13 protein-coding genes and 2 tRNA genes are annotated in these 23288 nt (G+C 68.4%); 3 read left to right on the forward strand and 12 right to left on the reverse strand.

The features are described from left to right. Positions 1 to 3 precede the first annotated feature (3 nt). Together OG792_RS25780 and OG792_RS25785 are read left to right on the forward strand one after the other, a co-directional pair. Positions 4 to 2949: a DEAD/DEAH box helicase gene (locus tag OG792_RS25780; RefSeq protein WP_329103106.1), complete on the forward strand. Its 2946-nt coding sequence runs from the start codon at positions 4 to 6 to the stop codon at positions 2947 to 2949. Then, complete coding sequence (locus tag OG792_RS25785; protein ID WP_329103108.1) at positions 2949 to 7634, forward strand: Eco57I restriction-modification methylase domain-containing protein; 4686 nt, start codon at positions 2949 to 2951, stop codon at positions 7632 to 7634. The genes OG792_RS25780 and OG792_RS25785 overlap by 1 nt, the downstream gene beginning before the upstream one ends. Here the strand turns inward: OG792_RS25785 and OG792_RS25790 are convergent. The 7 genes from OG792_RS25790 to OG792_RS25815 form a co-directional block, all read right to left on the reverse strand. Beyond that, positions 7576 to 8793, reverse strand: coding sequence for a hypothetical protein (locus OG792_RS25790; RefSeq protein WP_329103109.1), 1218 nt, complete (start codon positions 8791 to 8793; stop codon positions 7576 to 7578). The genes OG792_RS25785 and OG792_RS25790 overlap by 59 nt on opposite strands. 164 nt (positions 8794 to 8957) lie before the next feature. Further along, a complete protein-coding gene (locus OG792_RS34800; protein ID WP_442932305.1) occupies positions 8958 to 9506 on the reverse strand; it encodes a type II toxin-antitoxin system RelE/ParE family toxin in 549 nt (182 codons plus the stop codon). Positions 9507 to 9564: 58 nt separating this feature from the next. Then, a tRNA-Ile gene (locus tag OG792_RS25795) sits at positions 9565 to 9638 on the reverse strand. Positions 9639 to 9775: 137 nt separating this feature from the next. Beyond that, the gene (locus tag OG792_RS25800) at positions 9776 to 11017 is read right to left on the reverse strand and encodes an FAD-dependent oxidoreductase (protein WP_329103111.1); all 1242 of its coding nucleotides are present in this window, start codon (positions 11015 to 11017) and stop codon (positions 9776 to 9778) included. After that, positions 11007 to 11162, reverse strand: a complete 156-nt coding sequence (locus tag OG792_RS25805; protein ID WP_329103113.1) for a hypothetical protein — start codon at positions 11160 to 11162, stop codon at positions 11007 to 11009. The genes OG792_RS25800 and OG792_RS25805 overlap by 11 nt, the downstream gene beginning before the upstream one ends. Beyond that, entirely contained in the window at positions 11152 to 13311 is a 2160-nt protein-coding gene (locus tag OG792_RS25810; protein WP_329111427.1) for an MMPL family transporter, read from the reverse strand. Before OG792_RS25810 ends, OG792_RS25805 begins: the two co-directional genes overlap by 11 nt. A 75-nt stretch (positions 13312 to 13386) precedes the next feature. Then, a tRNA-Asn gene (locus tag OG792_RS25815) sits at positions 13387 to 13459 on the reverse strand. A gap of 260 nt (positions 13460 to 13719) precedes the next feature. On the opposite strand from OG792_RS25815, the gene OG792_RS25820 reads away from it, so the two are divergent. Continuing rightward, positions 13720 to 14055, forward strand: coding sequence for a hypothetical protein (locus OG792_RS25820; protein ID WP_329103115.1), 336 nt, complete (start codon positions 13720 to 13722; stop codon positions 14053 to 14055). A 101-nt stretch (positions 14056 to 14156) separates the two neighbouring features. Here the strand turns inward: OG792_RS25820 and OG792_RS25825 are convergent, their stop codons facing one another. From OG792_RS25825 to OG792_RS25845, 5 genes are all read right to left on the reverse strand, one after another. Next, positions 14157 to 15164: a sugar phosphate isomerase/epimerase family protein gene (locus tag OG792_RS25825; protein WP_329103117.1), complete on the reverse strand. Its 1008-nt coding sequence runs from the start codon at positions 15162 to 15164 to the stop codon at positions 14157 to 14159. Positions 15165 to 15452: 288 nt separating this feature from the next. Continuing rightward, positions 15453 to 17588, reverse strand: coding sequence for a ThuA domain-containing protein (locus OG792_RS25830; RefSeq protein WP_329103119.1), 2136 nt, complete (start codon positions 17586 to 17588; stop codon positions 15453 to 15455). A 94-nt stretch (positions 17589 to 17682) separates the two neighbouring features. Beyond that, entirely contained in the window at positions 17683 to 20541 is a 2859-nt protein-coding gene (locus OG792_RS25835) for a PQQ-dependent sugar dehydrogenase (RefSeq protein WP_329103120.1), read from the reverse strand. Positions 20542 to 20827: 286 nt separating this feature from the next. Continuing rightward, a complete protein-coding gene (locus OG792_RS25840; protein ID WP_329103122.1) occupies positions 20828 to 21895 on the reverse strand; it encodes a polyprenyl synthetase family protein in 1068 nt (355 codons plus the stop codon). Then, entirely contained in the window at positions 21892 to 23286 is a 1395-nt protein-coding gene (locus OG792_RS25845; RefSeq protein ID WP_329103125.1) for an alkaline phosphatase family protein, read from the reverse strand. Before OG792_RS25845 ends, OG792_RS25840 begins: the two co-directional genes overlap by 4 nt. Positions 23287 to 23288: the final 2 nt, after the last annotated feature.

Consider the following 23288-nt stretch of genomic DNA (forward strand, 5'->3'; position numbering starts at 1 on the left):
CTGGTGTCCGCCCGCGACCGCGACTGGGTCGTGCTGCCGCAGAGTTCCGCCGACATGCTCGTCCTACGTCCGCTCGGCGGAGCCGACGACGAGATCGCTGCCGTCTTCCCAGCCACCGAGCAGGTACGCGGCGCCCAGTTCGCACCGCCGTCCGCCACCGATCTCGGCGATGCGCGGGCCGCCGGGCTGCTCCGCTCGGCCCTGCGCATCGGCTTCCGCTCCGGCGCCGGACCGTTTCGGTCACTTGCCGGGATCGCCGTCGAGCCCCGGGCGTACCAGCTGGTACCGCTCATGATGGCGTTGCGACAGGCCACGGTCCGCATCCTGATCTCCGACGATGTCGGGATCGGCAAGACCGTCGAGGCCGGCCTCATCGCGGCCGAACTGCTCGCCCAGGGCAGTGCCCGAGCACTCGCCGTGCTCTGCTCGCCCGCCCTGACCGAACAGTGGCAGGCTGAGCTGCGTACCAAGTTCGGCATCGATGCCGAACTGGTTCTGTCCAGCACGGTCGCCAAGCTGGAGCGGAGCCTGGACCTGGGCCAGTCACTCTTCGACCGACACCCCCACGTGATCGTCTCCACCGATTTCATCAAGTCCGCCCGGCACCGCGACGACTTCGTCCGGCACTGCCCCGACCTGGTCATCGTCGACGAGGCACACACCTGCGTCGCGCCCGACGACGGCGGCTCGCTCCAGAGTCAGCTCAGGTACGAGTTGCTGCAACGTGTCGCGGCCGACCCGACCCGGCACCTGCTCCTGGTGACGGCGACCCCGCACAGCGGCAACGAGAGCGCCTTTCGTAACCTGCTCGGACTCGTCAAGCCCGAACTCGCCACGGTCGAGCTGGAGAACGATGCGGGTCGCCGGCTGCTCGCCCGCCATTTCGTGCACCGTAGACGGGCCGATGTCCGCAGGTACCTGACAACCAGCGACGGCCTCCACGACGACAACCTCGCGGAGGAGACGGTCTTCCCCTCGGACCGGCAGTTCAAGGACGAGACGTACCAGCTCTCCCCCGTTTACCGGGCGCTTCTCGACGACGCCATCGAATACACCCGCGAACGCGTCACCACGGCCGGTCAACGCAGTGGACGCGAAGGCCGGATCGCCTGGTGGTCGGCGATCGCGCTGCTTCGTTCGCTGGTTTCCTCGCCCCGCGCCGCCGCCCAGACACTGCGCACCCGCTCCGCGGCTGCGGCGGCCGGCAGTGCCGACGAGGCAGACCGGCTCGGTGCCTCTCTCGTGAGGGATGCAGCAGACGGCGACGCGCTGGAGGGGCTCGATGTCGCCCCGGGTGCCCGGACCGACGAGCCGACGACGAACGGCGGGGCGGCGAGGGCGCCGGACAGGGCGGAGAATCGACTCGGCGAGTTGGCGGATCGTGCGGCCCGGCTAGAGGGAACCACGGAGGACTGGAAGCTCGCGGCTCTGGTCACGCACGTCAAGGCCCTGCTCCGGGACGGTTATCACCCAATTGTCTTCTGCCGCTACATCCCGACCGCCGAGTACGTCGCCCAACACCTGGACGGCAACCTCGGCAAGCGCACGGTGGTGCGGGCCGTCACCGGGACTCTCTCGCCGCACCAACGCCTGGAGCGGATCGAGGAACTCGCCGAGATCGCCGGTGACGATCCACGCGCCCGACGCGTCCTGATCGCCACCGACTGCCTGTCCGAGGGCGTCAACCTGCAACACCACTTCGACGCCGTCGTCCACTACGACCTCGCTTGGAACCCGACCCGGCACGACCAGCGCGAAGGACGGGTCGACCGGTACGGGCAGCGGCGCGACGTCGTCCGGGTCATCACCCTCTACGGCAGCGACAACGGCATCGACGGCAAGATCCTCGACGTCCTCATCCGAAAGCACCGCCAGATCCGGAAGGACCTCGGCGTCTCCGTCTCCGTACCCGACGCGACCTCCATCGGCGTCACCGACGCGATCGTGGAATGGCTTCTGATCCACGGTCGGAAGGACAGACAGGGCAGTCTGCTTGACCTGAAACAGGTCGGCGCCGTGGACCAGCACGCTCCACATCCGGGAATGGACTGGAACTCGGCCACGGAGCGAGAACGGAAGTCCCGGTCCCGTTTCGCCCAACGCTCGATCCGCCCGGAGCAGGTCGCCCGAGAGGTGGCCGCGATCCGCGACACGCTGGGCCGGGCATCCGAGGTGCACGGCTTCGTCCGCCAGGCCCTCCATGCCCTCGACGGAGTCCTCCGTGATGTGGGGGGTCCTGGGGATTTCAGCGCGGACGTGAGCGGGACCCCGGCCGGACTCCGCGACGCCCTCACCTCGGTCCTCGGTAGCCACGCCGCCGAGTCGGGCCGGCCCGTCGTCTTCCGCACCACGGCGGCGGTCGCACGAGGCGAGGCCGCGCTGGTGCGTACCGATCCGGCGGTCGTGGCGCTCGCGAGCTACGTACTCGATGCCGCCCTGGACGGCCGGACCGCCCAATCACGTCCCGCCCGGCGGTGCGGGGTCATCCGTACCCGGGCCGTCCGCGACCGGGTCACACTGCTGCTGGTTCGCTACCGTCTGCACCTCACCCTGCCATCGCGTAACGGTGTGCAGGACCTCGTCGCCGAGGACGCGAGGCTGCTGGCGTTCGAGGGAGCAGCCGCCAACGCGCGGTGGCTAACCACCGGGGAAGCCGTCGGGCTGCTGGACACGACAACCGCCGACGAGAACACCGATCCCATGTTCGGCGAGCGGACCGTGGGCCGGATCCTCGACGGCCTGCCCTCGGTCGCGGCGCATCTCGACGGGTACGGCGACGAGCTCGCCGCCGAACTCCTCGCCTCGCATCGGCGGGTGCGCTATGCCTCCGGCGAGATCGTGCGCGGCCTCGCCGTCACCGCACAGAAACCCGCCGACATCCTCGGCGTCTACGTCTACCTACCGGTGTCCGACGCAGCCTTCGGCGCACCCGCCGGAGGTGCCGCCTGATGTCCGCCATCGCGCGCAGCCAGGTCTTCACCACCGTCCACACGATCGGCGGCCTCCTACCGACCGACATGCTGGTCCGCATCAGCGACGGGCGGGACGTCGACGGCTGTACGCCCGTCGACTACCACGTCATCGGCGCACACTCGGTACGCGACGACGCCGAACGGCACTGGGACTATCTGCGGTCCACCTGGGCGGAGCTCCGAAACCGCCTTCCCCGTCTGAGAGAGGCCGAGACACCAACCGATCCGACCGGCCTCGCGATCGCGCAATGGCTCAAGCCCTTGTTCGGGGAGCTCGGCTTCGGCCAGCTCACGACCATCAGCGCGTCGGGCATCGCCGCCGACGACAACCGGAAAATGTTCGCCATCAGCCACCGCTGGAACCACGTGCCGATCCATTTGATCCCCTGGAATGCCGCGCTTGACCGGCGGCCCGCAAACGCCAAGGGCGTACCACCGCAGTCCCTCTTGCAGGAATGCCTAAACCGCTGCCGGGGACACCTGTGGGCGGTCCTCACCAACGGCCGCCAACTACGCCTTCTGCGCGACTCCAGTGCGCTCGCCACCGCGTCGTACATCGAATTCGACCTGGAAGCGATCTTCGACGGCGAACTTTTCAGCGAGTTCGTCCTGCTCTACCGGCTGCTGCACGTCTCCCGTTTCGAGGTGGCCGATGGCGCGGCACCGTCCACCTGCTGGTTAGAGAAATGGCGCACCGAGGCGATCTCCTCGGGTGTGCGTGCGCTCGACCACCACCGGCAAACGGTGAAGCAGGCTATCACCATGCTAGGTTCCGGCTTTCTCAGGCACCCGGCGAACACGGTTCTTCGCGAGAATCTCGACGTCGATGCGTTTCACACGGCACTGCTCCGCCTCGTGTACCGCCTGATCTTCCTCTTCGTCATCGAGGAGCGGGACGTACTGCACCCGCCGGGAACCACCGAGACGGTCCGGCGGCGCTACGCGGAATATTTCTCCACTTCCCGGCTCCGTCGCAGGGCAGACCGCCGCGGCACCGCGCACACGGATATGTATCAGGCTCTACGGATTGTCCTCGACGCACTCGGCAACGAGAACGGACACCCGGAATTGGGCCTACCAGGACTCGGTGGCCTCTTCGACGACAGCGAGGCGGATGCCCCGCTGCGTGGTCTGTCCCTGGCCAACATCGATCTCCTGGCGGCGGTGCGCCAGCTCTCCCGCGTCCGCGACAGGGGCTCGACTCGCTGGCGGTTGGTGGACTACCGCAACATGGGATCGGAGGAGATGGGTTCGATCTACGAGTCGCTGCTCGAACTCATACCCAAGCACTCCCCCAGCGACAACAGCTTCGAGCTGGTCGAACGCCTCGGCAACAATCGCAAGAAGACCGGGTCGTACTACACACCGAGTTCGTTGATCGAGCGGCTACTCGACTCCACCCTCGACCGCGTGATCGACGACTTCGAGAAGCGCGGCGAGATACGCGCGTCAGCGTCAGGACAACCGGAATCCAGAGAGATCGTCGCCGAGGAACTGCTGTCGATCACCGTGTGCGACCCGGCCTGCGGTTCCGGCAACTTCTTGGTCGCCGCCGCCCGCCGGATCGCGAAGCGGGTCGCCGCCGTACGGGAACGCAACCCGGAGCCGACGCTCGGTGCCGTCCGGCAGGCCCTGCACGAGGTGATTGCCCGCTGTATCTACGGCGTAGACCTCAACCCGATGGCGGTCGAACTAGCAAAGGTTTCACTCTGGCTCGAAGCCATGGAGCCAGGAAAACCACTCGGCTTCCTGGACGCGCACCTCAAGCATGGCAACACCCTGATCGGGGCCACGCCGGCCCGGATGCGGGACGGCATCCCCAGCATGGCCTTCAAACCGATCGAAGATGACGACCCCGTGTACGCCAGACTCCTGGAGAAGCAGAACGAGGCAGAGCGGAAGGGCCAGGACACCCTATTCGACCTGTACACCGATCCGAAGGTCGTCAACACCGCCTTCGCGGCAAGCCTGCGCCGCATCGCCGACGCTCCCGTCGACACTCTCACCGACGTCCGCAGGCAAGCCGCCGCGTACCAGGATTGGCAGAAATCCTTCACGTACGCCCTGGCGAAGCACGTAGCCGATGCTTGGTGTGCGGCGTTCGTGTGGCATAAGCGCAAGGACTTCCCGTCGCCGGTGACCCACGCGGTCTTCCGCACCCTCCAGGTTCCAACCTCCGAGGCCGCGTCGCAGGCAACCCACACCGAGATCGTACGGCTGCGGGAGCTGCACCGATTCTTCCACTGGCACCTGGAGTTCCCGTATATCTTTTCCGTACCCGAGGATGCGTCCGCCCCGGAAGTCGATGCGGCGACCGGATGGGCGGGAGGTTTCTCCTACGTTGTCGCCAACCCACCCTGGGACAAGGTTGACTTCGAGGACAAGAAGTACTTCAGCGCAGTAGACCAATCGATCACCGAGATCGCGGGACTGGCCCGACGGGACCGCATAGCCCGGTGGATCAAGGAAAATCCGCAGGCGGGTGCGGATTATCGAGCAGAACGCAGAAGAATCAAATCGACATTCCAATTCGCCCGAGGATCCGGCCTCTACCCACTTTGCATCAAGGGCCTAACAGTCAAGGGCGTGAATTCACTCCAATTCGATCAACTCTTCACCGAACACCTCATCTCCCTCGCCGCACCAAACGGTCATCTGGGATTCGTCATTCCGACAAACATTGCGTGGGCGGCCGGATCACAGCACCTCTTCGGTGACATAACCAGACGTGGAGCCCTCGCCTCACTGTACGACTTCGAGAACCGAAATTCCATATTTCTCGGCATACATTCCAGCCTTAAATTCTGCCTCCTATCACTGGTTGGCCGAGGCTTAACCGAACCAAGCACCGACCTCGCATTTTACCTCCTTGACCCACACAACCTCGATGACAACGGAAAAATATTTCAACTGGCCCCGGAGGAGATACAGCTATTGAATCCAACTTCGGGCGCTCTCCCCATCTTTCGTTCCCGCCGCGACGTTGACTTGACGATCGCCATATATCGACGCACGCCCATTATTGATAACTCATGGGAAATAACATTCAAGTATCACTTCCGCATGACAGATGACTCCGACATCTTCCACACCCGAGAGGAGCTCGAACTAACAGGCTGGGAGGCAGACGGAAACGGGTTCGGTCGGGACCAGGAGTACATGGTTCCGCTCTACGAAGGCAAGATGGCCCACCTATTCGACCACCGATGGAGCTCCTACCCCAGCTACAACATCAAGGATCACAGACTTTTGACCACAATCGAGAAGCAGGATCCTTCTATAACCGCTCAGCCGCGGTACTGGGTGCCCGAGAGGGCACTTGATGCAACCGGGGAAGACAAGAACCGGGACGCAATCGCACGCCTGGAGGCCCTCGACTGGAACTATGAGTGGCTCTGCGGGTGGCGCGACATAGCTCGTGCGACCGACGAACGGACCGCAATTCCCGCATTCTTGCCAGTCGCCGCCGTAGGACATACGTTTCCACTCATGTTTCCCCGAGCGAAGCCGACCCTCATTGCCGCACTTGTCGCCGCACAGAGCTCCCTTGTATTCGACTTTGTGAGCCGCCAGAAGATAGGCGGCACTCACGTGTCTCTAATGACATGGAGGCAGCTTCCAGTTCCCACGCCCACGATGCTGGAGCGCCACGTAACCTTCATCAGGCCACGAGTACTCGAACTCGTCTACACCGCGTACGACATGACCCCGCTCGCCCGTGACCTCGATGACGGCGGTCCACCGTTCCGATGGGACGAGGATCGACGCGCCCGACTCCGAGCTGAACTCGACGCCTACTTCTTCCACCTGTACGGGATCTCGCGCGCAGACACGGACTACATTTTGGAGACCTTCCAGTCCGACTCGGGTGGTGGCCTTAAAAACAAGGAGATCGCAAAGTACGGAACCTATCGCACGAAGGATCTCGTGCTCGCCGAGTACGACCGTATGCTCGTGGCCGGCGCAAGTCTCGACACTCCGCTCATCGACGGCGAGAACTACGGCTCCCCGCTCATTCCGATTCCAGGCTTTGGACTACGACACGACCCGCACCGACTTGCCCCCCCCCCCCCCCCGCGATTTCTCGTTCCGATCATGGGGAGATCTGATGGGGTGGTACATCCTGAGCGAATCGTGGTCACGTTGCTTGGCCTCATCAGCGGCTATCAACCCCACTCAGCGTTTTGGCTGATCGCCCTATGTGGCTTGCCGCTCAAGACAGCCGCCAGATGCCGCTGGACCGACGTAAAACCCGACACGGGCACCGGGTCGTCGGCAATCCCGCCTACTGAGGTCTACCTCCCCAACGCCCGCGAGCCCTGCTCGGCCTGGAAATGTTCCGCCACACCCAGGAAAGCGTCACCGTCTACCACGAGACCCAGGACTGCCGGCACCCGGTCATGGGGCCAGCAGCACACCCACCCCAAGCCCGGAGCCGCAGTCGAAAGCCTCATCGCCGAGGCCCGACTCACCGACCGAAGAGTCGAACTCTTCTTCAAAATTCACAAAGATGTGGCCTCGACTGGAGCCGACGCCACATCTCGATGCCGGGCAGGTACGTTTACTACCAAGCGAATCCAGCTGGATGACCGGCCGCCCGTTGTCAGGTCTCGGACGCCGGATCAGCAGCCTCATCCGCAACGCGGCGCCGGATCTCCTTGATAGTCACCGTGTCACCGGCATGCGCGTCTTCGGTCCGCCAGAAGTCCATGCCGTCGGTGGCGGTAACTGACGCGGGGGCGTCCGACCCGCGTACCGCAAGCTTGACGGCAGTGCCGGCCGCCGAAAGCGAGGAATGCGTCTGGCCGCCATAGCGAACCTGACCATCACGGAGCAACTCGGCCCGATACGTGCTGCCCAGATAGTCGCCGTAAAGCATGGTGCCCGGCCGCAGCCGCCCTGCCGCGATCAGGTCGGGCACCCTCAGTCTGCGTTCACCGGCGCTGACCCGCCGCCTTTGGACCGACCGTTGCCTGGGCAACGTCGGCGTCGGCTTACCAGACCGGCTCGGCGGCGGCGTTGTGAGCGGCTCGGCCCGAGCGACCGGCTGATCAGGGGAGAACGACGTGACCGCAGTCGGGAAGTCGAAGGTCGCCCTCGCGCGTACCAGGCTAGAACGGATTGCGTCGCGGCTCAGCTTCGTCAAGCGTCCATCCAGCAGCGCCACGAGTTCGACGGCAGGCTCGTCACCGGCGAAGAGGCTCGTCAACTCGGCGTGCACCTGCCGGTCGACGAAGTAGCCCTTCCACATCTCCTCGATGCGGTTCTCCCGCATATTGTCCTTGCTGAGCAGGCACAGAAGATCCATCGCGCCGCCAGGGTCGGAGTCGATCCGGACTGCCCGGAAGAGCTTCTGCTCGACAGGAACCGGAGCGTGCGCGTTGTACACCCGCCACTCCGCGCCATCGGTGAGTACCACCCATTCAACGCCGGCAACCGTGGCGTAGCTGATTGTCTGATTCGCCCATCGGGGGTCGTCCAGGTTCTCGCCGAGTCCCTTCGCTTCGATGAACAGGCGCGGGGTGCGGAGCAAGAGCAGAGCGTAGTCAACCGGGTTGTCGGAGGTACGGCGCCGGTACTCGCGGTGCACCTCGTCCGGGTCGTAGACATCCCACCCGAGCGCGTTGATCATTGGCTCGATCAGACTGGCCTTGGTGTTCTGCTCGCCGAGCCGCCGTGGATGCCGGCGAAATCGGTCCAGTCGTTCGACGCTCTGCTTGATCGCGTCACGCAGTTCCTGCACGCCCCGCCTCCAGCTTCCGGCTGCACAGATCGTAGTACCGCCGTTTCCATGGTCGGCGATGCCATCGGCGACGAACATCGGCCGTGCGTCGACAGCCGCGACTCCGTCGAGGCGGTCTCGTCTCTGATGTCACCAGGGCTGCTCGGGCTCTCTCGAACACATCGACGAGGCGAGGTTCCCAGGTTCGTAGCCAACGAAGCCCAGCAGGCAGCTCTTTCGGATTCGACCGCGCCATCCGAGGTTCAGGCTGCGGCGTCCCGTGGCTCGAAACTGACGTACAGGCTCACATCCAGCGCCGCTGCCAACCGCTCCAGCACCGGCAAGGTCGGACGGTCCCGCCCGCTTCGAACCGGGCAACCGCCGACAGGGTCATTCCGAAGCCTGCGCGAGCTGCGACTGAGTCCAACCCCGACGCTCACCAAGCTCCCGGACCGCACGGCCGAGCTCAAACGCCAGCCGCGCCGCGTCGTACGCCTCCGCAGCGCCGGGCTCAGCCATGCGCCGGTCGCGCATCGCGGCCCAGTCTGCCCGTTCACCCATGGCCTAGGCCCCCTCTTCGAGTCGGTGCGCCTCGTCAACACACCGAGCCAACGCCGACGCGCCCGGTCGACCTCTCGCTCGTCGCGCATGCGCGTCTTGTGGAACACCGTCAGCAAGACGATCCGTTTGTCGGACGCGATCCGGTAGGTGACTCTCACCGCCTGCCGCTCCAGGTAGAACCGCAACTCACGCAGCTTGCCGTCAAGCTGCTTCGTGTACGGCTCACCCAACAGCGGACCCTGGTCCGCCAACAGATCGACATAGAACGCCGTCCTGGCGAACAGTGCCGTCGGCAGGTTCTCCAGCCGGTGGGGCGGGCGGGACTCGAACCCGCGACCGAGGGATTATGAGTCCCCTGCTCTAACCTGCTGAGCTACCGCCCCAAGTAGCGCGGGAATGGTAACCCGCGCGCCACCCCGCCCAGCGACCGCCGACGGGCACCGAACGGCCCCCGCCGCGACCCCTGAAACAGGCCGGCACCGCCGAGAATAACAGCGCTCACCGACACCGTACGGAGGCGTCACATCTGCGGGGTCAGGTGGCGTACGACGGCGGCGCCGGCTCGCCAGCCACTGGCCAGGGCGCCCTGGATCGACGGGCTGTCCCGGTGGTCACCGGCCACGAACACCCCCTCACCGAGGTCGACCGGCTGCCGCAGTCGGCCCCGAAGCGGCGGGGCCGCCGGCAGTGCGGCCGGCAGGCTCACCGTGGTCAGGTGCTCCCAGTCGTCGGTCCGGCAGCCGTACAGCCGGCCGAGTTCGCCCCGGACCACCGGCTCCGGCGGCGGGGTCGGTCCGGCCACCGAGCTGGCCACCAGGTGCCGCCCCGGCGGGGCGTACGTGGGTGCCGCTCGGCTGATCACGACGGTGTTCGCCACGAGTTCACGGCGGTCGCCGTCGAGCAGCAGGATCGGCTCACCCAGTGGCGGCTGGTCGACCGAGTGGTAGTAGGTGGTCAGGGTGCGGGTGCGTACGGCTCCGAGGGCGGGTAGGAGGCGGGTTGCCGTACCCGGATCGGTGGCGACGAGGACGGCCCGGCAGCGGAGGTCGCCGGCCGGGGTGCGGACCAGGCCGGGGCCGATCCCGGTGACCGGGGTGCCGAGTCGCAGCAGGGTACGGGGCAGCGGCGCGGCGATCGCCGCCGGTAGTGCGCCCATCCCGCCCGCCGGCACCCCGATTTTGCCGCGTACGAAGGATCGGGCGATCATGGCACTGACGTGGCTGGAGGTGTCCAGGGCCCGGTCGGCAAGTACGCCGGACAGGAACGGCCGGAGCAGTTCCTCGATGATCCGGTCGGAGAGACCGGCCCGGTGCAGGGCCTGTTCCGTGCTGACCTCCGGGGCGTCGAGCAGCCGGTGTACCGGAATGGTGGCGCAGTTCGCGGCGAGGGCGGCCAGCCGGAGCCGGTCGCGGAGGGTGCCGACGTCGGCCGACGCCGACAGGGGCGCGGCGATCGGGTCGCGCAGCGGGTTGGCGAGCCGGTGCAGCTGGCCGTTGCGGCGCACCAGCACCCCCGCGCTGAAGTAGCCCAGCTTCAGGGTGTCCACGTCGAGCAGGGTGCCGAGCCGGGGATAGGCGGTGTTGAGCACCTGGAATCCCCGGTCGAGCAGGTACCCGTCGACCCGGTCGGTGGCCACCCGTCCGCCGAGCCGGTCGGCCGCCTCGACAAGCAGCCACGGCACGCCGGCCCGGTGCAGCCGCCGGGCGGCGGCGAGCCCGGCAAGACCACCACCGACGACCACCACATCGGTGTCAGCGAACATGGCAGTCCGAGTATCCGGGTGGCTCGCCGACGACAACCACCACGTCGAGGTCAGCGAACATGACGAGGGGCTCGCCGCCGACAACCACCACGTCAGCGAACATGACGGGCGGCTCGCCACCGACGACCGCGACGTCAGCGGGCATGGCGGGCGCGGTAGTCGGGGTCGTCGGGAGGCTCCCCCTCCGCGACCCGGCCGAGTCGGCTCGGCCACCAGATCGCCGGTCCGATGTGGTAAGCCAGCGCCGGGACGAGCAGGGAACGCACGATGATGGTGTCGATGAGGACGCCGAGGGCGACCGCGAGGCCGAGTTCCACCAGGATCACCAACGGGAGTACGGCGAGCGCCGAGAACGTGGCGGCCAGTACGAACCCGGCGGAGGTGATGACGCCGCCGGTGACGCAGAGTCCGCGCAGTACGCCCTGGCGGGTGCCGTACTTGGCGGATTCCTCGCGTACCCGGGTCATCAGGAAGATGTTGTAGTCGACGCCGAGGGCGACCAGGAAGACGAAGGCGAACAGCGGGAACGAGGCGTCCACCCCGGGGAAGTCGAAGCCGTGGGTGAACAGGACCGCGCAGAGTCCCAGGGTGGCGGCGAACGAGAGCACCACGGTGACGATGAGCAGCAGCGGGGCGAGCAGCGAGCGCAGCAGCAGGGCCAGGATGACGGCGATCACGCCGAGCACGGTGGGGATGATGACGTTCTGGTCGCGGTCGGCGGCGTCGCTGGTGTCGATGTTGATCGCGGTGAAGCCGCCGACCACCGCCCCGGCGTCGGGAACCGCGTGTACGGCTTCGCGCAGCCGCCGTACGGTGTCCCGGGCGGCCAGGCTGTCGGCCTCCTCGGCGAGGGTCGCCTCCAGCTGGATCCGCCCGTCGACGACCTTGGGCGCGGCCTGTGGACCGGCTGCCGGGTCGGCCTGGCCGCCCGCGCCGGGCGCGACCGTCAGGGGCTGTACCTGTACCACTCCGGGGACGGCTCGGGCGACGTCGGCCACCCGGTCGGCGCTGCCCTCGGCGACGAAGATCGTGGCGGGGCTGCCGAGGCCGCCGGGGAAGTGTCGGTCGATGATGCGCTGGCCGTCGACGGCGTCGGTCTGCTCGGTGAACAGGTCGGCCTGGCCGAGGGTGGTGCCGCCGAGTTGGGTCAGGCCGGCGGCCAGCGCGATCAGCGCGGCGGCGGTGAGCGGCCAGACCAGTCGGGCGCGGCGGCCGATGAAGCGGCCGGTGGCCCGCCAGACGGCGCCGGAGCGGTCGGTGGTGCCGGCGTGCGGAACCCGGGGCCAGAATGCCCACCGGCCGCCGAGCAGGAGCAGCGCCGGCAGGAAGGTGAGCATGACGACCAGGGTGACGCCGACGCCGACGGCGGTGACCGGGCCGAGGGCCCGGTTGGAGTTGAGGTCGGACAGGAGCAGGCAGAGCAGCCCGGCGATGACCGTACTCCCGGAGGCGATGATGGCCGGTCCGGCGCCGCGCCAGGCGGCGATGATCGCGTCCAGCGTACGGGGGTGGTGGTGCAGTTCCTCCCGGTAGCGGGCGATGAGCAGGAGCGCGTAGTCGGTGCCGGCGCCGAAGACGAGCACGGTGAGGATGCCCTGCGCCTGCCCGTTGAGTTTGATCACCTCGTTCTGGGCGAGGACGTAGACGAGCAGGGTGGCGACGACGTACGAGACGCCGGCGGCCAGCAGCGGGATGATCCAGAGCACCGGGCTGCGGTAGACGATGAGCAGGATGACCAGCACCACGACGAGGGTGACCAGCAGCAGTGGCCCATCGATCGAGGAGAAGACGGCGACCAGGTCGGCGAGCAGCCCGGCCGGGCCGGCGACCTCCACGAGCAGGCCGTCGGCGCCCGGTCCGGTGATGTCCCGCATGGCGTCGACGACCCGGTGGATCCGGTCGCCGCCGTCGCCGCTGGAGTCCAGCGGCACGATGAGCTGGATGGCCTGGCCGTCCTGGCTGGGTACCGGTGGTGGCAGCGGGGTGATGACGCCGGGGACGCGGGTGAACCGGTCGGCGTCGGCGGCCACCCGCTGCCGGTCGGCGTCGGTGATGCCGCTGGTCCGCTCGTAGACGACCAGGGCCGGGGTGGTCGGCCGGTCGATGAAGCCGGTGGCCAGCCGGTCGGCCCGGGTCGCCTCGGCGTCGGCCGGCAGGAACGCGGCGTTGTCGTTGTTCGCCACCGCGTCGAGCCGCCCGGCGTACGGGGCGGCGATGCCGGCGACCACCAGCCAGCCGATCACCATCGCGACGGCGACCAGCGTGCCGACGGTCCGGTTGCGGATTCCCCTCATTTTCACCCCCGCCGCATCTCCGTTGGATACGACGATGCCCGCCGGCGGGGCCGACGGGCGGGTTTGTGGGGAAAGCTCCCCCGTTTGGACTCGAACCAAAAACCTGCCGGTTAACAGCCGGCTGCTCTGCCAATTGAGCTACGGGGGATCGTTAGTTGCCGGTTACTGGATCTCCCCGGCGCCTCGCGACGGCATAAGAGTACAGGACTTCCGCAGGGTCTGCGCTACGGGGTTCTCGGCCAAACCGTGCACCCCGATATCCAGGCAAAATGTCGTGCCTGCGGCGGACAGGCATGGACTTCCGGGAGGATGGGTAGGTACCTGAGCACAGACGACGCAGGCGCGACGCGGTTGCCCATCCGGTTCCTCGGCGGGCGCAACGGCGCGTCAGGCACGAAAGGAGCCGCCATGCGCGGAAAGCTGTGGTTCATCGGCGGGCTGGCTGCGGGTTTCGTCCTAGGCGCCCGCGCCGGCCGGGAGAAGTACGACGAGCTGGTCGTCAAGGGCCGCAAGGTCCTCGACCACCCGACGGTGCAGGAGGCGGCCGGGGTTGCCCAGGCCCAGGCCAATCGGCTCTACGCCGAGGGCAGGGACCGGCTGAGCCACACCCGGCTGGGCGAGAAGCTGAGCCCGGGTACCAACGGCAGCACCACCGAGTTGACCTCCACGGGCGTCGGGTCCACGACGACCTCGCCGACCCGGAGTACCCCGCCCAGCAACGGAACGGGCAGCGCCTCGTTCTGACCCCGGACGGATAACACCCGGACGGATAACACCCCGGTACGGCACGGGCCGGCCGCCGTGAGGCGACCGGCCCGACGCCGTGGCCGGATGGGCCCGTACGGTCAGTCCTTGCTGGCGAAGGCGGCGTCGAAGGCCGCGGCCGGTGCGTCGAAGGCGAGCCGGCGGACGAACTGCAACGCCTCGGGGGCGCCGACGAGGCGGTCCATGCCGGCGTCCTCCCACTCGATCGAGATCGGGCCGTCGTAGCCGATCGCGTTCAGTGCCCGGAAGCTGTCCTCCCACGGCACGTCGCCGTGGCCGGTGGAGACGAAGTCCCAGCCCCGGCGGCCGTCGGCCCAGGGCAGGTGGGACGCGAGCCGGCCGCGACGACCGTCGCCGGTGCGTACCTTGGCGTCCTTGCAGTCGACGTGGTAGATCCGGTCGGCGAAGTCGTAGATGAAGTTCACCGGGTCGAGTTCCTGCCAGACGAAGTGCGACGGGTCCCAGTTGAGCCCGAACGCCTCCCGGTGGCCGATCGCCTCCAGGGTCCGCTTGGTGGTGTAGTAGTCGTACGCGATCTCGCTGGGGTGGACCTCGTGCGCGAACCGTACGCCGACCTCGTCGAAGACGTCGAGGATCGGGTTGAACCGGTTGGCGAAGTCCTCGTACCCCTTCTCGATCATCGACGGCGGGACCGGCGGGAACATGGCCAGGGTGTGCCAGATCGACGAGCCGGTGAAGCCGACGACCGTCTTCACCCCGAGCTTCGCCGCGGCCCGCGCGGTGTCCTTGAGTTCCTCGGCGGCCCGCTGGCGGACCCCCTCGGGTTCCCCGTCGCCCCAGATCCGGCCCGGCAGGATGCCCTGGTGCCGCTCGTCGATCGGGTGGTCGCAGACCGCCTGGCTGAGCAGGTGGTTGGAGATCGTGAAGACCTGGAGGTTGTACTTGGCCAGGGTCTCCTTCTTGCGCTCGATGTACGACTCGTCGGCGAGCGCCTTGTCGACCTCGAAGTGATCGCCCCAGCAGGCGATCTCCAGGCCGTCGTAGCCCCACTCGGAGGCGAGCCGGCAGACCTCCTCGAACGGAAGGTCGGCCCACTGGCCGGTGAAGAGCGTGATGGGTCGCGCCATTGTCCTTCTCCCCTGTTGGATACCTGGGATTCCCGACGGGCACCGCGGCGGCGGTGTCCGTGGACGGGCGCGAGGGAGACCGGTCCGGGCGTACGGCGGACCGGTGGAGGCGGGACCGGTGCGTGCGTACGCACCCTGGGCGAGCGGGTTGCGCCTCCCGCTGCTCACCGGTGGTCTCCAAAGGTCGCCAGGAGCCACTCTAGGCCCCGCCCCCGGACACAAGGAAGGGCCCCTCGACAACGAGGAGCCCTTCCCCGACTCGCTGCGGCCGGAAGGATCCGGCGTCACTCAGGCCGGCAGGGTCCAGCGCTGGCTGGCGACGCCGAGGCAGTCCCAGAGGTGCACGTTCTGGCCGTCGGCGGAGCTGCTGTTCAACACGTCCAGGCACTTGCCCGACGCCGGGTTGCGCAGCGAACTGTCGGCGGCGTTGCGGACCCAGTTCTGCGCCCCGGTGCCGTTGCAGGTCCAGAGCTGGATCTTGGTGCCGTTCGCGGTGCCGCTGCCGGAGATGTCCAGGCACTTGCCCAGCGTCCGCAGCGTCTGGCCCTGCACGGTCCAGGTCTGGCGGGGCGTACCGGTGCAGGTGTTGATCTGGGCCTGGCTGCCGTCGGCGGTGCCGCCGCCGTCGATCTCCAGGCACTTGTTCGCCAGGCCGACGATCGCGCCGGTGCCCGGCGTCGGGCCGGGGCCGCCACCGCCGCGGACCAGGGTGAAGTCGTCCACGTCGAACAGGCCGGTACCGCCGCCGGTGAAGGTCAGGTACAGGTTCTGCGTGCTGGCGGGGACGTTCGACAGGGTGGTGGTGACATCGGCGTACGTCTCCCAGCCGCCGGTGTTGGGCACCGCCACCGTGCCGAGGATCGGGCCGGTGGTCGAACCGGTACGGACCTGGATGGCGCCGCCGGCACCGCCGGAGACGACCCGGGACCGGAACGAGGTGACCCCGGTCAGGTTCTGCCCGTTGTACGCGGCCCAGTCACCGCTGTCGATGTAGCCGATGGTCGAGCCGCCGTTGGCGCCGGCCTTGCCGACCACCTGCACGCCACCGGTCGAGTTGAACGCCTCGGCCTGGACCGTGGTGTTGCCGCCCGGCGGCGGGTCCGTCGGCGGGGTGCCGAGTTCCTTGATCCGTACGTTGCGGAACGACGCGTCGTCGCCCGTACCGTGGTTTTGCAGGCCGATGTAGCCGGCCAGCGAGCGGACCGGGTTGGTGTTGGTGAAGTCGTTGATCAGCACACCGTTGAGGTAGATCCGCAGCCGCTCGCCCTCGACCAGCAGCTCGTAGTTGTTCCACTCCCCCGCCGGGTTCAGCGCCGCGTCGCGGGCGGCGATGTCGGCCGACTTGAAGGTGTAGACGGCACCGGTGGTGCGGTCGGCCGCGTCGGTGGCGTCGATCTGGATCTCGTAGCCGTTGTCGACCGCCGACCACGGGTCGGTCGAGGCCGGGAAGCCGATGAAGACACCGGAGTTGTCGTCACCGGCCAGGCGCCAGTCCAGCTTCAGCGAGTACGACGAGAACTGCTTGGCGCTGTACCAGTACAGCCCCATCCCGCCGACCGAGGTGAGGGTGGCGTCGGTGTTGGTGAAGTTGCCCGGTCCGGCCTGCGACCAGCCGGTGGTGGAGCCGTTGAACAGGGCGGTGTAGCCGCTCTCGGGCCGGCAGTCGGCCTTGGAGGTGCCGGCCGCGTACCGGATGCCGCCGAGCAGGTGCGCCCGGAACGCCGGCTCCGCGTACGTCGACTGGGTGTGGCCGGCACCGGTGTAGAACGACCGGCCGCCCTCGTAGGTCTTGCACCAGGAGTGCGGGTGGTCCGCGCCCATCCCGCCGCCGGAGTACGACGACTCGTCGAGCGTGGCCAGCACCCGCGCGGTGGACCGGACGTTGGTCCGGTAGTTGTACCACTCGTCGGTGCGGGTCCAGGTCTGCGGCAGGGTGGCGGTGGCCGCGGTGGCCCGGTTCTCCACCTTGACGTTGGCCTGCTGGATCGCCGGGTGCGAGGCGAACCAGGCGCCGACCAGGTTGCCGTAGAACGGCCAGTCGTACTCGGTGTCGGAGGCGGCGTGCACCCCGACGTAGCCCTTGCCGCTGCGGATGTAGGACTCGAAAGCGGTCTGCTGGGCGGCGTTGAGCGCGTCACCGGTGGTGTTGAGGAAGATCACCGCCTCGTACTGGGCGAGGTTGGCGGTGGTGAACGCGTTTGCGTCCTCGGTGGCGGCGACGGTGAAGTTGTTCGCCGCGCCGAGGTCGCGGATGGCCTGGGTGCCGACCGCTATCGAGTCGTGCCGGAAGCCGGCGGTCTTGGAGAAGACCAGCACGTCGTACGGGGCGTCGGCGGCACTGGCCGGGGTGGCGGGGGTGGTACAGGCGATGACGGCGAGCGCCGCCATGGCCGTACCGAGGACGGGACGCAGGAGTCTGCGCATCGGTGCTCTCCCTAGGGCGAGTCGGGAAGGGCCCTTCCGTCGGACAACGATCGGAAGGGCCCTTCCCTCCATCAGGGGTGGGGGTGGGGTGCGGTTACGGGAGGGTCCACTTCTGGCTGGCGACGGTGGTGATGCAGTCCCAGAGGTGGGCGTCCTGACCGTCTGCCGAACTGCCGTTCAACACGTCCAGGCACTTGGCCGTGGTCGGGTTGCGCAGCGTGCCGTCGGCCTGCGGGACCCAGTTCTGCGCGCCGGTGGCGTTGCAGGTCCAGAGCTGGATCTTGGTGCCGTTGGCGGTCCCGCCGCCGGAGATGTCCAGGCACTTGCCCAGCGTCCGCAGGGTCTGGCCCTGCACGGTCCAGGTCTGCCGTGGCGTACCGGCGCAGGTGTTGATCTGGACCTGGGTGCCGTCGGCGGTGGCGCCGCCGTCGACCTCCAGGCACTTGCCGGCCAGGCCCTTGATCGGGCCGGTGCCACCGCCGCCGCCACCACCGGTGCCGGTGGTGAAGGTGAAGGCGTCCAGGTCGTAGAGCGCCCCGGTGCCGGTGCCGGCGAAGGTCAGGTAGAGCGTGGTGGTGCCGGCCGGCGGGCTGGTGATGGCGCCGGTGACGTTGACGAACGTCTCCCAGCCGCCGGTCACCGGGACGGTCGCCGAGCCGAGCACGGTGCCGGTCGCGGAGCCGGCCCGCACCTGGAGGGTGCCGCCGGCGCCGCCGGAGGAGACCCGGGCGCTGAACGAGGTGGCGTTGGCGAGCCGGTACGGCTCGAACGCGATCCAGTCGCCGTTGTTGATGTCGCCGACGGTCCGACCACCCTCGGCCGGGGTCTTGGTGTACGTCGCGATCCCGGACGAGGTCTTGTAGTGCTCGGCCTGCCGGTGCTTGGGCTGCAACGTGTGCTGGGTGTGCGTGGTCAGCCCGCCGTTGTCGGTGTACTCGGCGTCGAAGATCGGGAAGATGTTCGCCGCGTCGTCGTGCTCACCGTCGGTCGGGATGGTGATGGTGCCGGTGCAGCCGTTGGCCGAGGTGATCTGGTGGCCGTGGGTGTCGTGGCCGAGCACGTAGGTCATCTTGACCCGGGAGCAGGCGATCGTCCCGTCCTCCGGGTCGGTGACCGTGATCTGGAACGGCACCGCGTCACCGAAGGCGACCAGCTGCCCGTTGGCCGGACTGTTGATCGTCACCACGGGGGCGGTGTTGCCGACGCTGATGATCACACTGGCACTGCCGGTCGCGCCGGCCGTGTCCCGTACGGTCAGGGTCGCGTTGTAGGTGCCGTTCGCGGTGTACGTCTTGGTCGGGTTCGCCGCCGTCGACGTGGTCCCGTCACCGAACGCCCAGGAGTACGTCAGCGCGCTGCCCTCGGGGTCGGACGAGCCGGCCGAGGAGAAGGTCACCGCGAGCGGTGCCGCGCCGGAGGTGCGGTTGGCCGAGGCGACGGCGGTCGGGGCCCGGTTGCCACCGGCGATGTAGTCGAACCGGTACAGGGCCGAGTTCGCGTCGCCGTTGAAGTAGCCGGTGCCGTAGTCGAGCACGTAGAGCGAGCCGTCCGGGCCGAACGCCTGGTCCATGACCTGCTTGCCGACCCAGGGGAAGGCGTCGATGGTGCCGACCGAGCCGTCGGTGTTGACGTGGATCGGCTTGATCCAACCCCGGCCCAGCTCACCGGCGAAGAACTGTCCCTCGAAGGACTGCGGGAACTTGGTGGTGGAGGGGTTCGAGGCGTCGTAGCGGTAGACCGGGCCGCCCATCGGGGACTCGGAGCCGCCGCCGAAGGCGGGCGGGGTGCCGGCGTCACCGGCGTACCGGATCCAGGCCGGGCGGGCGGCGGGCAGGGTGCCCTGGCCGGTGTTGCGGAACGAGTTGTTCGTCGGGCCGCCGGTGCAGTTGTACTTGGCCGCGCCGGGTCCGTCCGGGAAGGTCCACTCGTTGTACGTCTCGCTGCTGGTGTTCGTCCCGGTGCAGTACGGCCAGCCGTAGTTGCCGGCGGAGGTGACCCGGTTGAACTCGACCTGTCCGCTCGGTCCCCGGTTGGCGTTGGTGGAGCCGGCGTCCGGCCCGTAGTCGCCGACGTAGACGTAGCCGGTGGCCTTGTCGACGCTCATCCGGAACGGGTTGCGGAAGCCCATCGCGTAGATCTCCGGGCGGGTGTTCGCCGTACCGGGGGCGAACAGGTTGCCGGCCGGGATCGAGTACGTCCCGTTGGCGTTCACCTTGATCCGCAGGATCTTGCCGCGCAGGTCGTTGGTGTTGCCGGCGGAGCGCTGGGCGTCGTACACCGGGTTGCGGTTGGTCCGCTCGTCGATCGGCGAGTAGCCGGCCGAGTCGAACGGGTTGGAGTCGTCACCGGTGGACAGGTAGAGGTTGCCGGCCGCGTCGAAGTCGATGTCGCCACCGACGTGGCAGCACATGCCCCGGTCGGCGGCCACGTCGAGGACGTTGATCTGGCTGGCCATGTTCAGCGTCCAGTTGGCGTTGACGGTGAACCGGGACAGCCGGTTCACGCCCTGCCAGGCGGTCCAGCTCGTGCCGGTGGCGGGGGCGTCACCGGCCGGAGTGGACAGCGGCGGGGCGTAGTAGAGGTAGATGAAGCGGTTGGTGGCAAAACCGGGGTCGACCCCGACGCCCTGCAACCCTTCCTCGTCGTGGGTGTAGACGGGCAGGGTGCCGACGACGGCCGTGGTCCCGTTCGCGTCCGTACGCCGCAGCGTGCCGTTGCGGGCGGTGTGCAGGACCGAGCGGTCGGGCAGGACCGCGATGGTCATCGGTTCGCCGACCTCGGCTTCGCCGCGGGCCAGGGTGACCTGCTGGAAGTCGGCGGCGTTGATGGTGTGGGCCTGGGCCGGCGCCGCGGTGGTGGTGACCACGGTGAGGGTCGCGGCGACGAGGAGCAGGACCGATCCCGCTGTCTGCCAGCGTCCGGGTCGGATTCTTGGTGCGTCCAATATGGACATATTGATGCTTTCCCTCCTGCGCAGTTGACTGCCAGGCAGGGCGCGCGCCGTCGCGCCGGATGCCGTAGCCGGTTGAACCCGACCCGAGGGGATGTCACTCCCCGCCGGGTAGCGGCCCCGTTCGGTGCAGGGCACCGGGGGTCACCGGTCGATGGGTTAACCGCGCCGCCGGTTACATCGACGTAACAACTTCGTGTTCAGGATGACACTAATTTCTATAGATAGATGTGTCCATAGCTTCTGGGTTCCGGAACTAAACTTTTGCTCGGTTAGAAAAAAGTTACTGTCAGTGGCGTCGGTCGGTCGCCTCGGCGGCCAGCGCCGCCAGCTGCGCCTTCGCCTGCGCCGACACCGGGGCGTCCACCAGGGCCGTCAGTGCGGCGTCCGTACGGACCCGGATCATCTGCTCGATCCGGTCCAAGGTCCCCGTGTCGAGGATTATCCCGCGCAGCTCCGCGGCCCCCTCCGGATCCAGGTCCGGATTGCCGAACAGCTCCTTCAACCGCAGCGCCTGCTCCCGGTCGGCACTACCCCGGGCCAACGCCATCATCACCGTGGGCTTGCCCTCCCGCAAATCGTCGAGCACCGACTTGCCGGTCACCGCCGGATCCCCGAACACCCCGAGCACGTCGTCACGCAGCTGGAACGCGTCCCCGAGCGGGTCACCGAAGGCGGCGAACGCCGACAGCAGCTCCGGCCCGGCACCGGCCAGCGCCGCCCCGATCTGCAACGGCCGGGTCACCGTGTACCTGGCCCCCTTCATCCTTATCACCGTCAAGGCGCTCGCCACCGAACCGTCCCCGACCCCGGAAACCAGGTCCAGGTACTGCCCGGCGATCACCTCCGTACGCATGTTCGCGAACACGCCGTACCCCTGGTGCACCTGGTCGGCGGAGAGGCCGCACTCGTGGAACATCTGGTCCGCCCAGGCGGCACAGAGGTCCCCGCAGAGCAGCGCGGTGCTGCGCCCGTACGAGGCAGGGTCGCCCCGCCACGACGAGCGGGTGTGCAGGTCGGCGAAGAGCCGGTGCACCGAGGGCTCGCCCCGGCGCCGGTCGCTGCCGTCCATGATGTCGTCGTGGATCAGCGCGAACGCGTGGAACAGTTCCAGCGCCGCCGCCGCGACCACGATCGGGGTGTCGTCCACCCCGCCCGCCCCGCGCCAGCCCCAGTAGCAGAACATCGGCCGCAGCCGCTTGCCGCCGGCCAGCACGAACCGGTGCAGGGTGGTGAAGACGCCGCGCGGCGCCCCGTCCGGCCAGTCCGGGTCCTGTCGTTCCAGGAACGCCGACAACTGGGCGTCGAACCGCTTCCGCAACTCCGCCGCGTCGGTCAGCGGCGCCGTCGCGGTCACGACTCCTCCCGCGTGCCGAGCCCGGCCAACTCCAGCAGCAGGCCCTTGACCTCGGTCGCCGCGATCTTCTCGCGGGCCGCGCCGGGGGCCGAGCAGAGCAGCACCGGGGCGTCTGCCGGATCCTCGGGCAACCGGCCGTGCGAACCCTTCACCGCACGCGCCCCGGCATCCAGCCCGACCACGCTCATCATGTACCGCATGCCGAGCTTCTTGCGGGCCAGCGCCACCCCGGCCCGCCGCTTCGCCGCACCGGGCGCCTCCGGGTCGAAGAACAGCTCGGCCGGGTCGTAGCCGGGTTTGCGGTGGATCTCGACCAGCCGGGCGAAGTCCGGTGCGCTCTCGTCGTCCAACCAGTAGTAGTACGTGAACCAGGCGTCCGGCTCGGCCACCAGCACCAGCTCACCGCTGCGCTCGTGGTCCAGGCCGTACCGGGCCTTGCCCTCGGCGTCGAGCACCTCGGCCACCCCGGGCAGGGCGGCGCAGAGCTTCGCCACCGCCGGGATGTCGGCCGGGTCCTTCACGTACACGTGGGCGATCTGGTGGTCGGCGACCGCGAACGCCTTCGACGTCCACGGGTCCAGGTATTCCATCCCGTCCTGGGTGTAGACCCGCAGCAGGCCCTCGGAGCGCAGCAGCCGGTTGATGTCGACCGGCCGGGACACGTCGGTGATGCCGTATTCGGAGAGCGCCACAATGGTGGCGTTACGGGCCCTGGCGGCGTCCAGCAGCGGGCCGAGCACCCCGTCCAGCTTCGCGGCGGCAGCCGCCGCCTCCGCCGAGCCCGGTCCGAACCGTTGCAGGTCGTAGTCCAGGTGCGGCACGTAGACCAGGGTCAGGTCCGGGTTGTGGGTGGCCATCACCTGCTGCGCCGCCTGGCAGATCCAGCGCGACGACGGCAGCCCCGCCCCCGGCCCCCAGTACGTGAACAGCGGGAACCCGCCCAGCTTCGCGGTCAGCTCGTCGTGCAGCTCCGGCGGGTCGGTGTAGCAGTCCGGCTCCTTGCGCCCGTCGGCGTAGTAGATCGGCCGGGGCGTCACGGTCCAGTTGACGTCCGCGCCCATCGCGTACCACCAGCAGATGTTCGCCACCGTGTAGTCCGGTCGCTGCGCTCGGGCCGCCTGCCACACCTTCTCCCCGCCCATCAGGGCGTGGTGCTGGCGCCACAGGAAAACCTCGCCCAGGTCGCGGAAATACCAGCCGTTGCCGACGATGCCGTGCTCCGTCGGCGGCGCACCGGTCAGGAACGTGGCCTGCGCCGAACAGGTGACCGCCGGCAGCACCGTACCCAGTTCCGCCTCGAACCCGGCCTGCGCCACCGCCCGCAACCGGGGCATGTGGGCGAGCAGTCGCGGGGTCAACCCCACCACGTCGATCACGACCAGCGGTGCCATCT

This window comes from Micromonospora sp. NBC_01699 (assembly GCF_036250065.1).
GTDB lineage: Bacteria > Actinomycetota > Actinomycetes > Mycobacteriales > Micromonosporaceae > Micromonospora_G.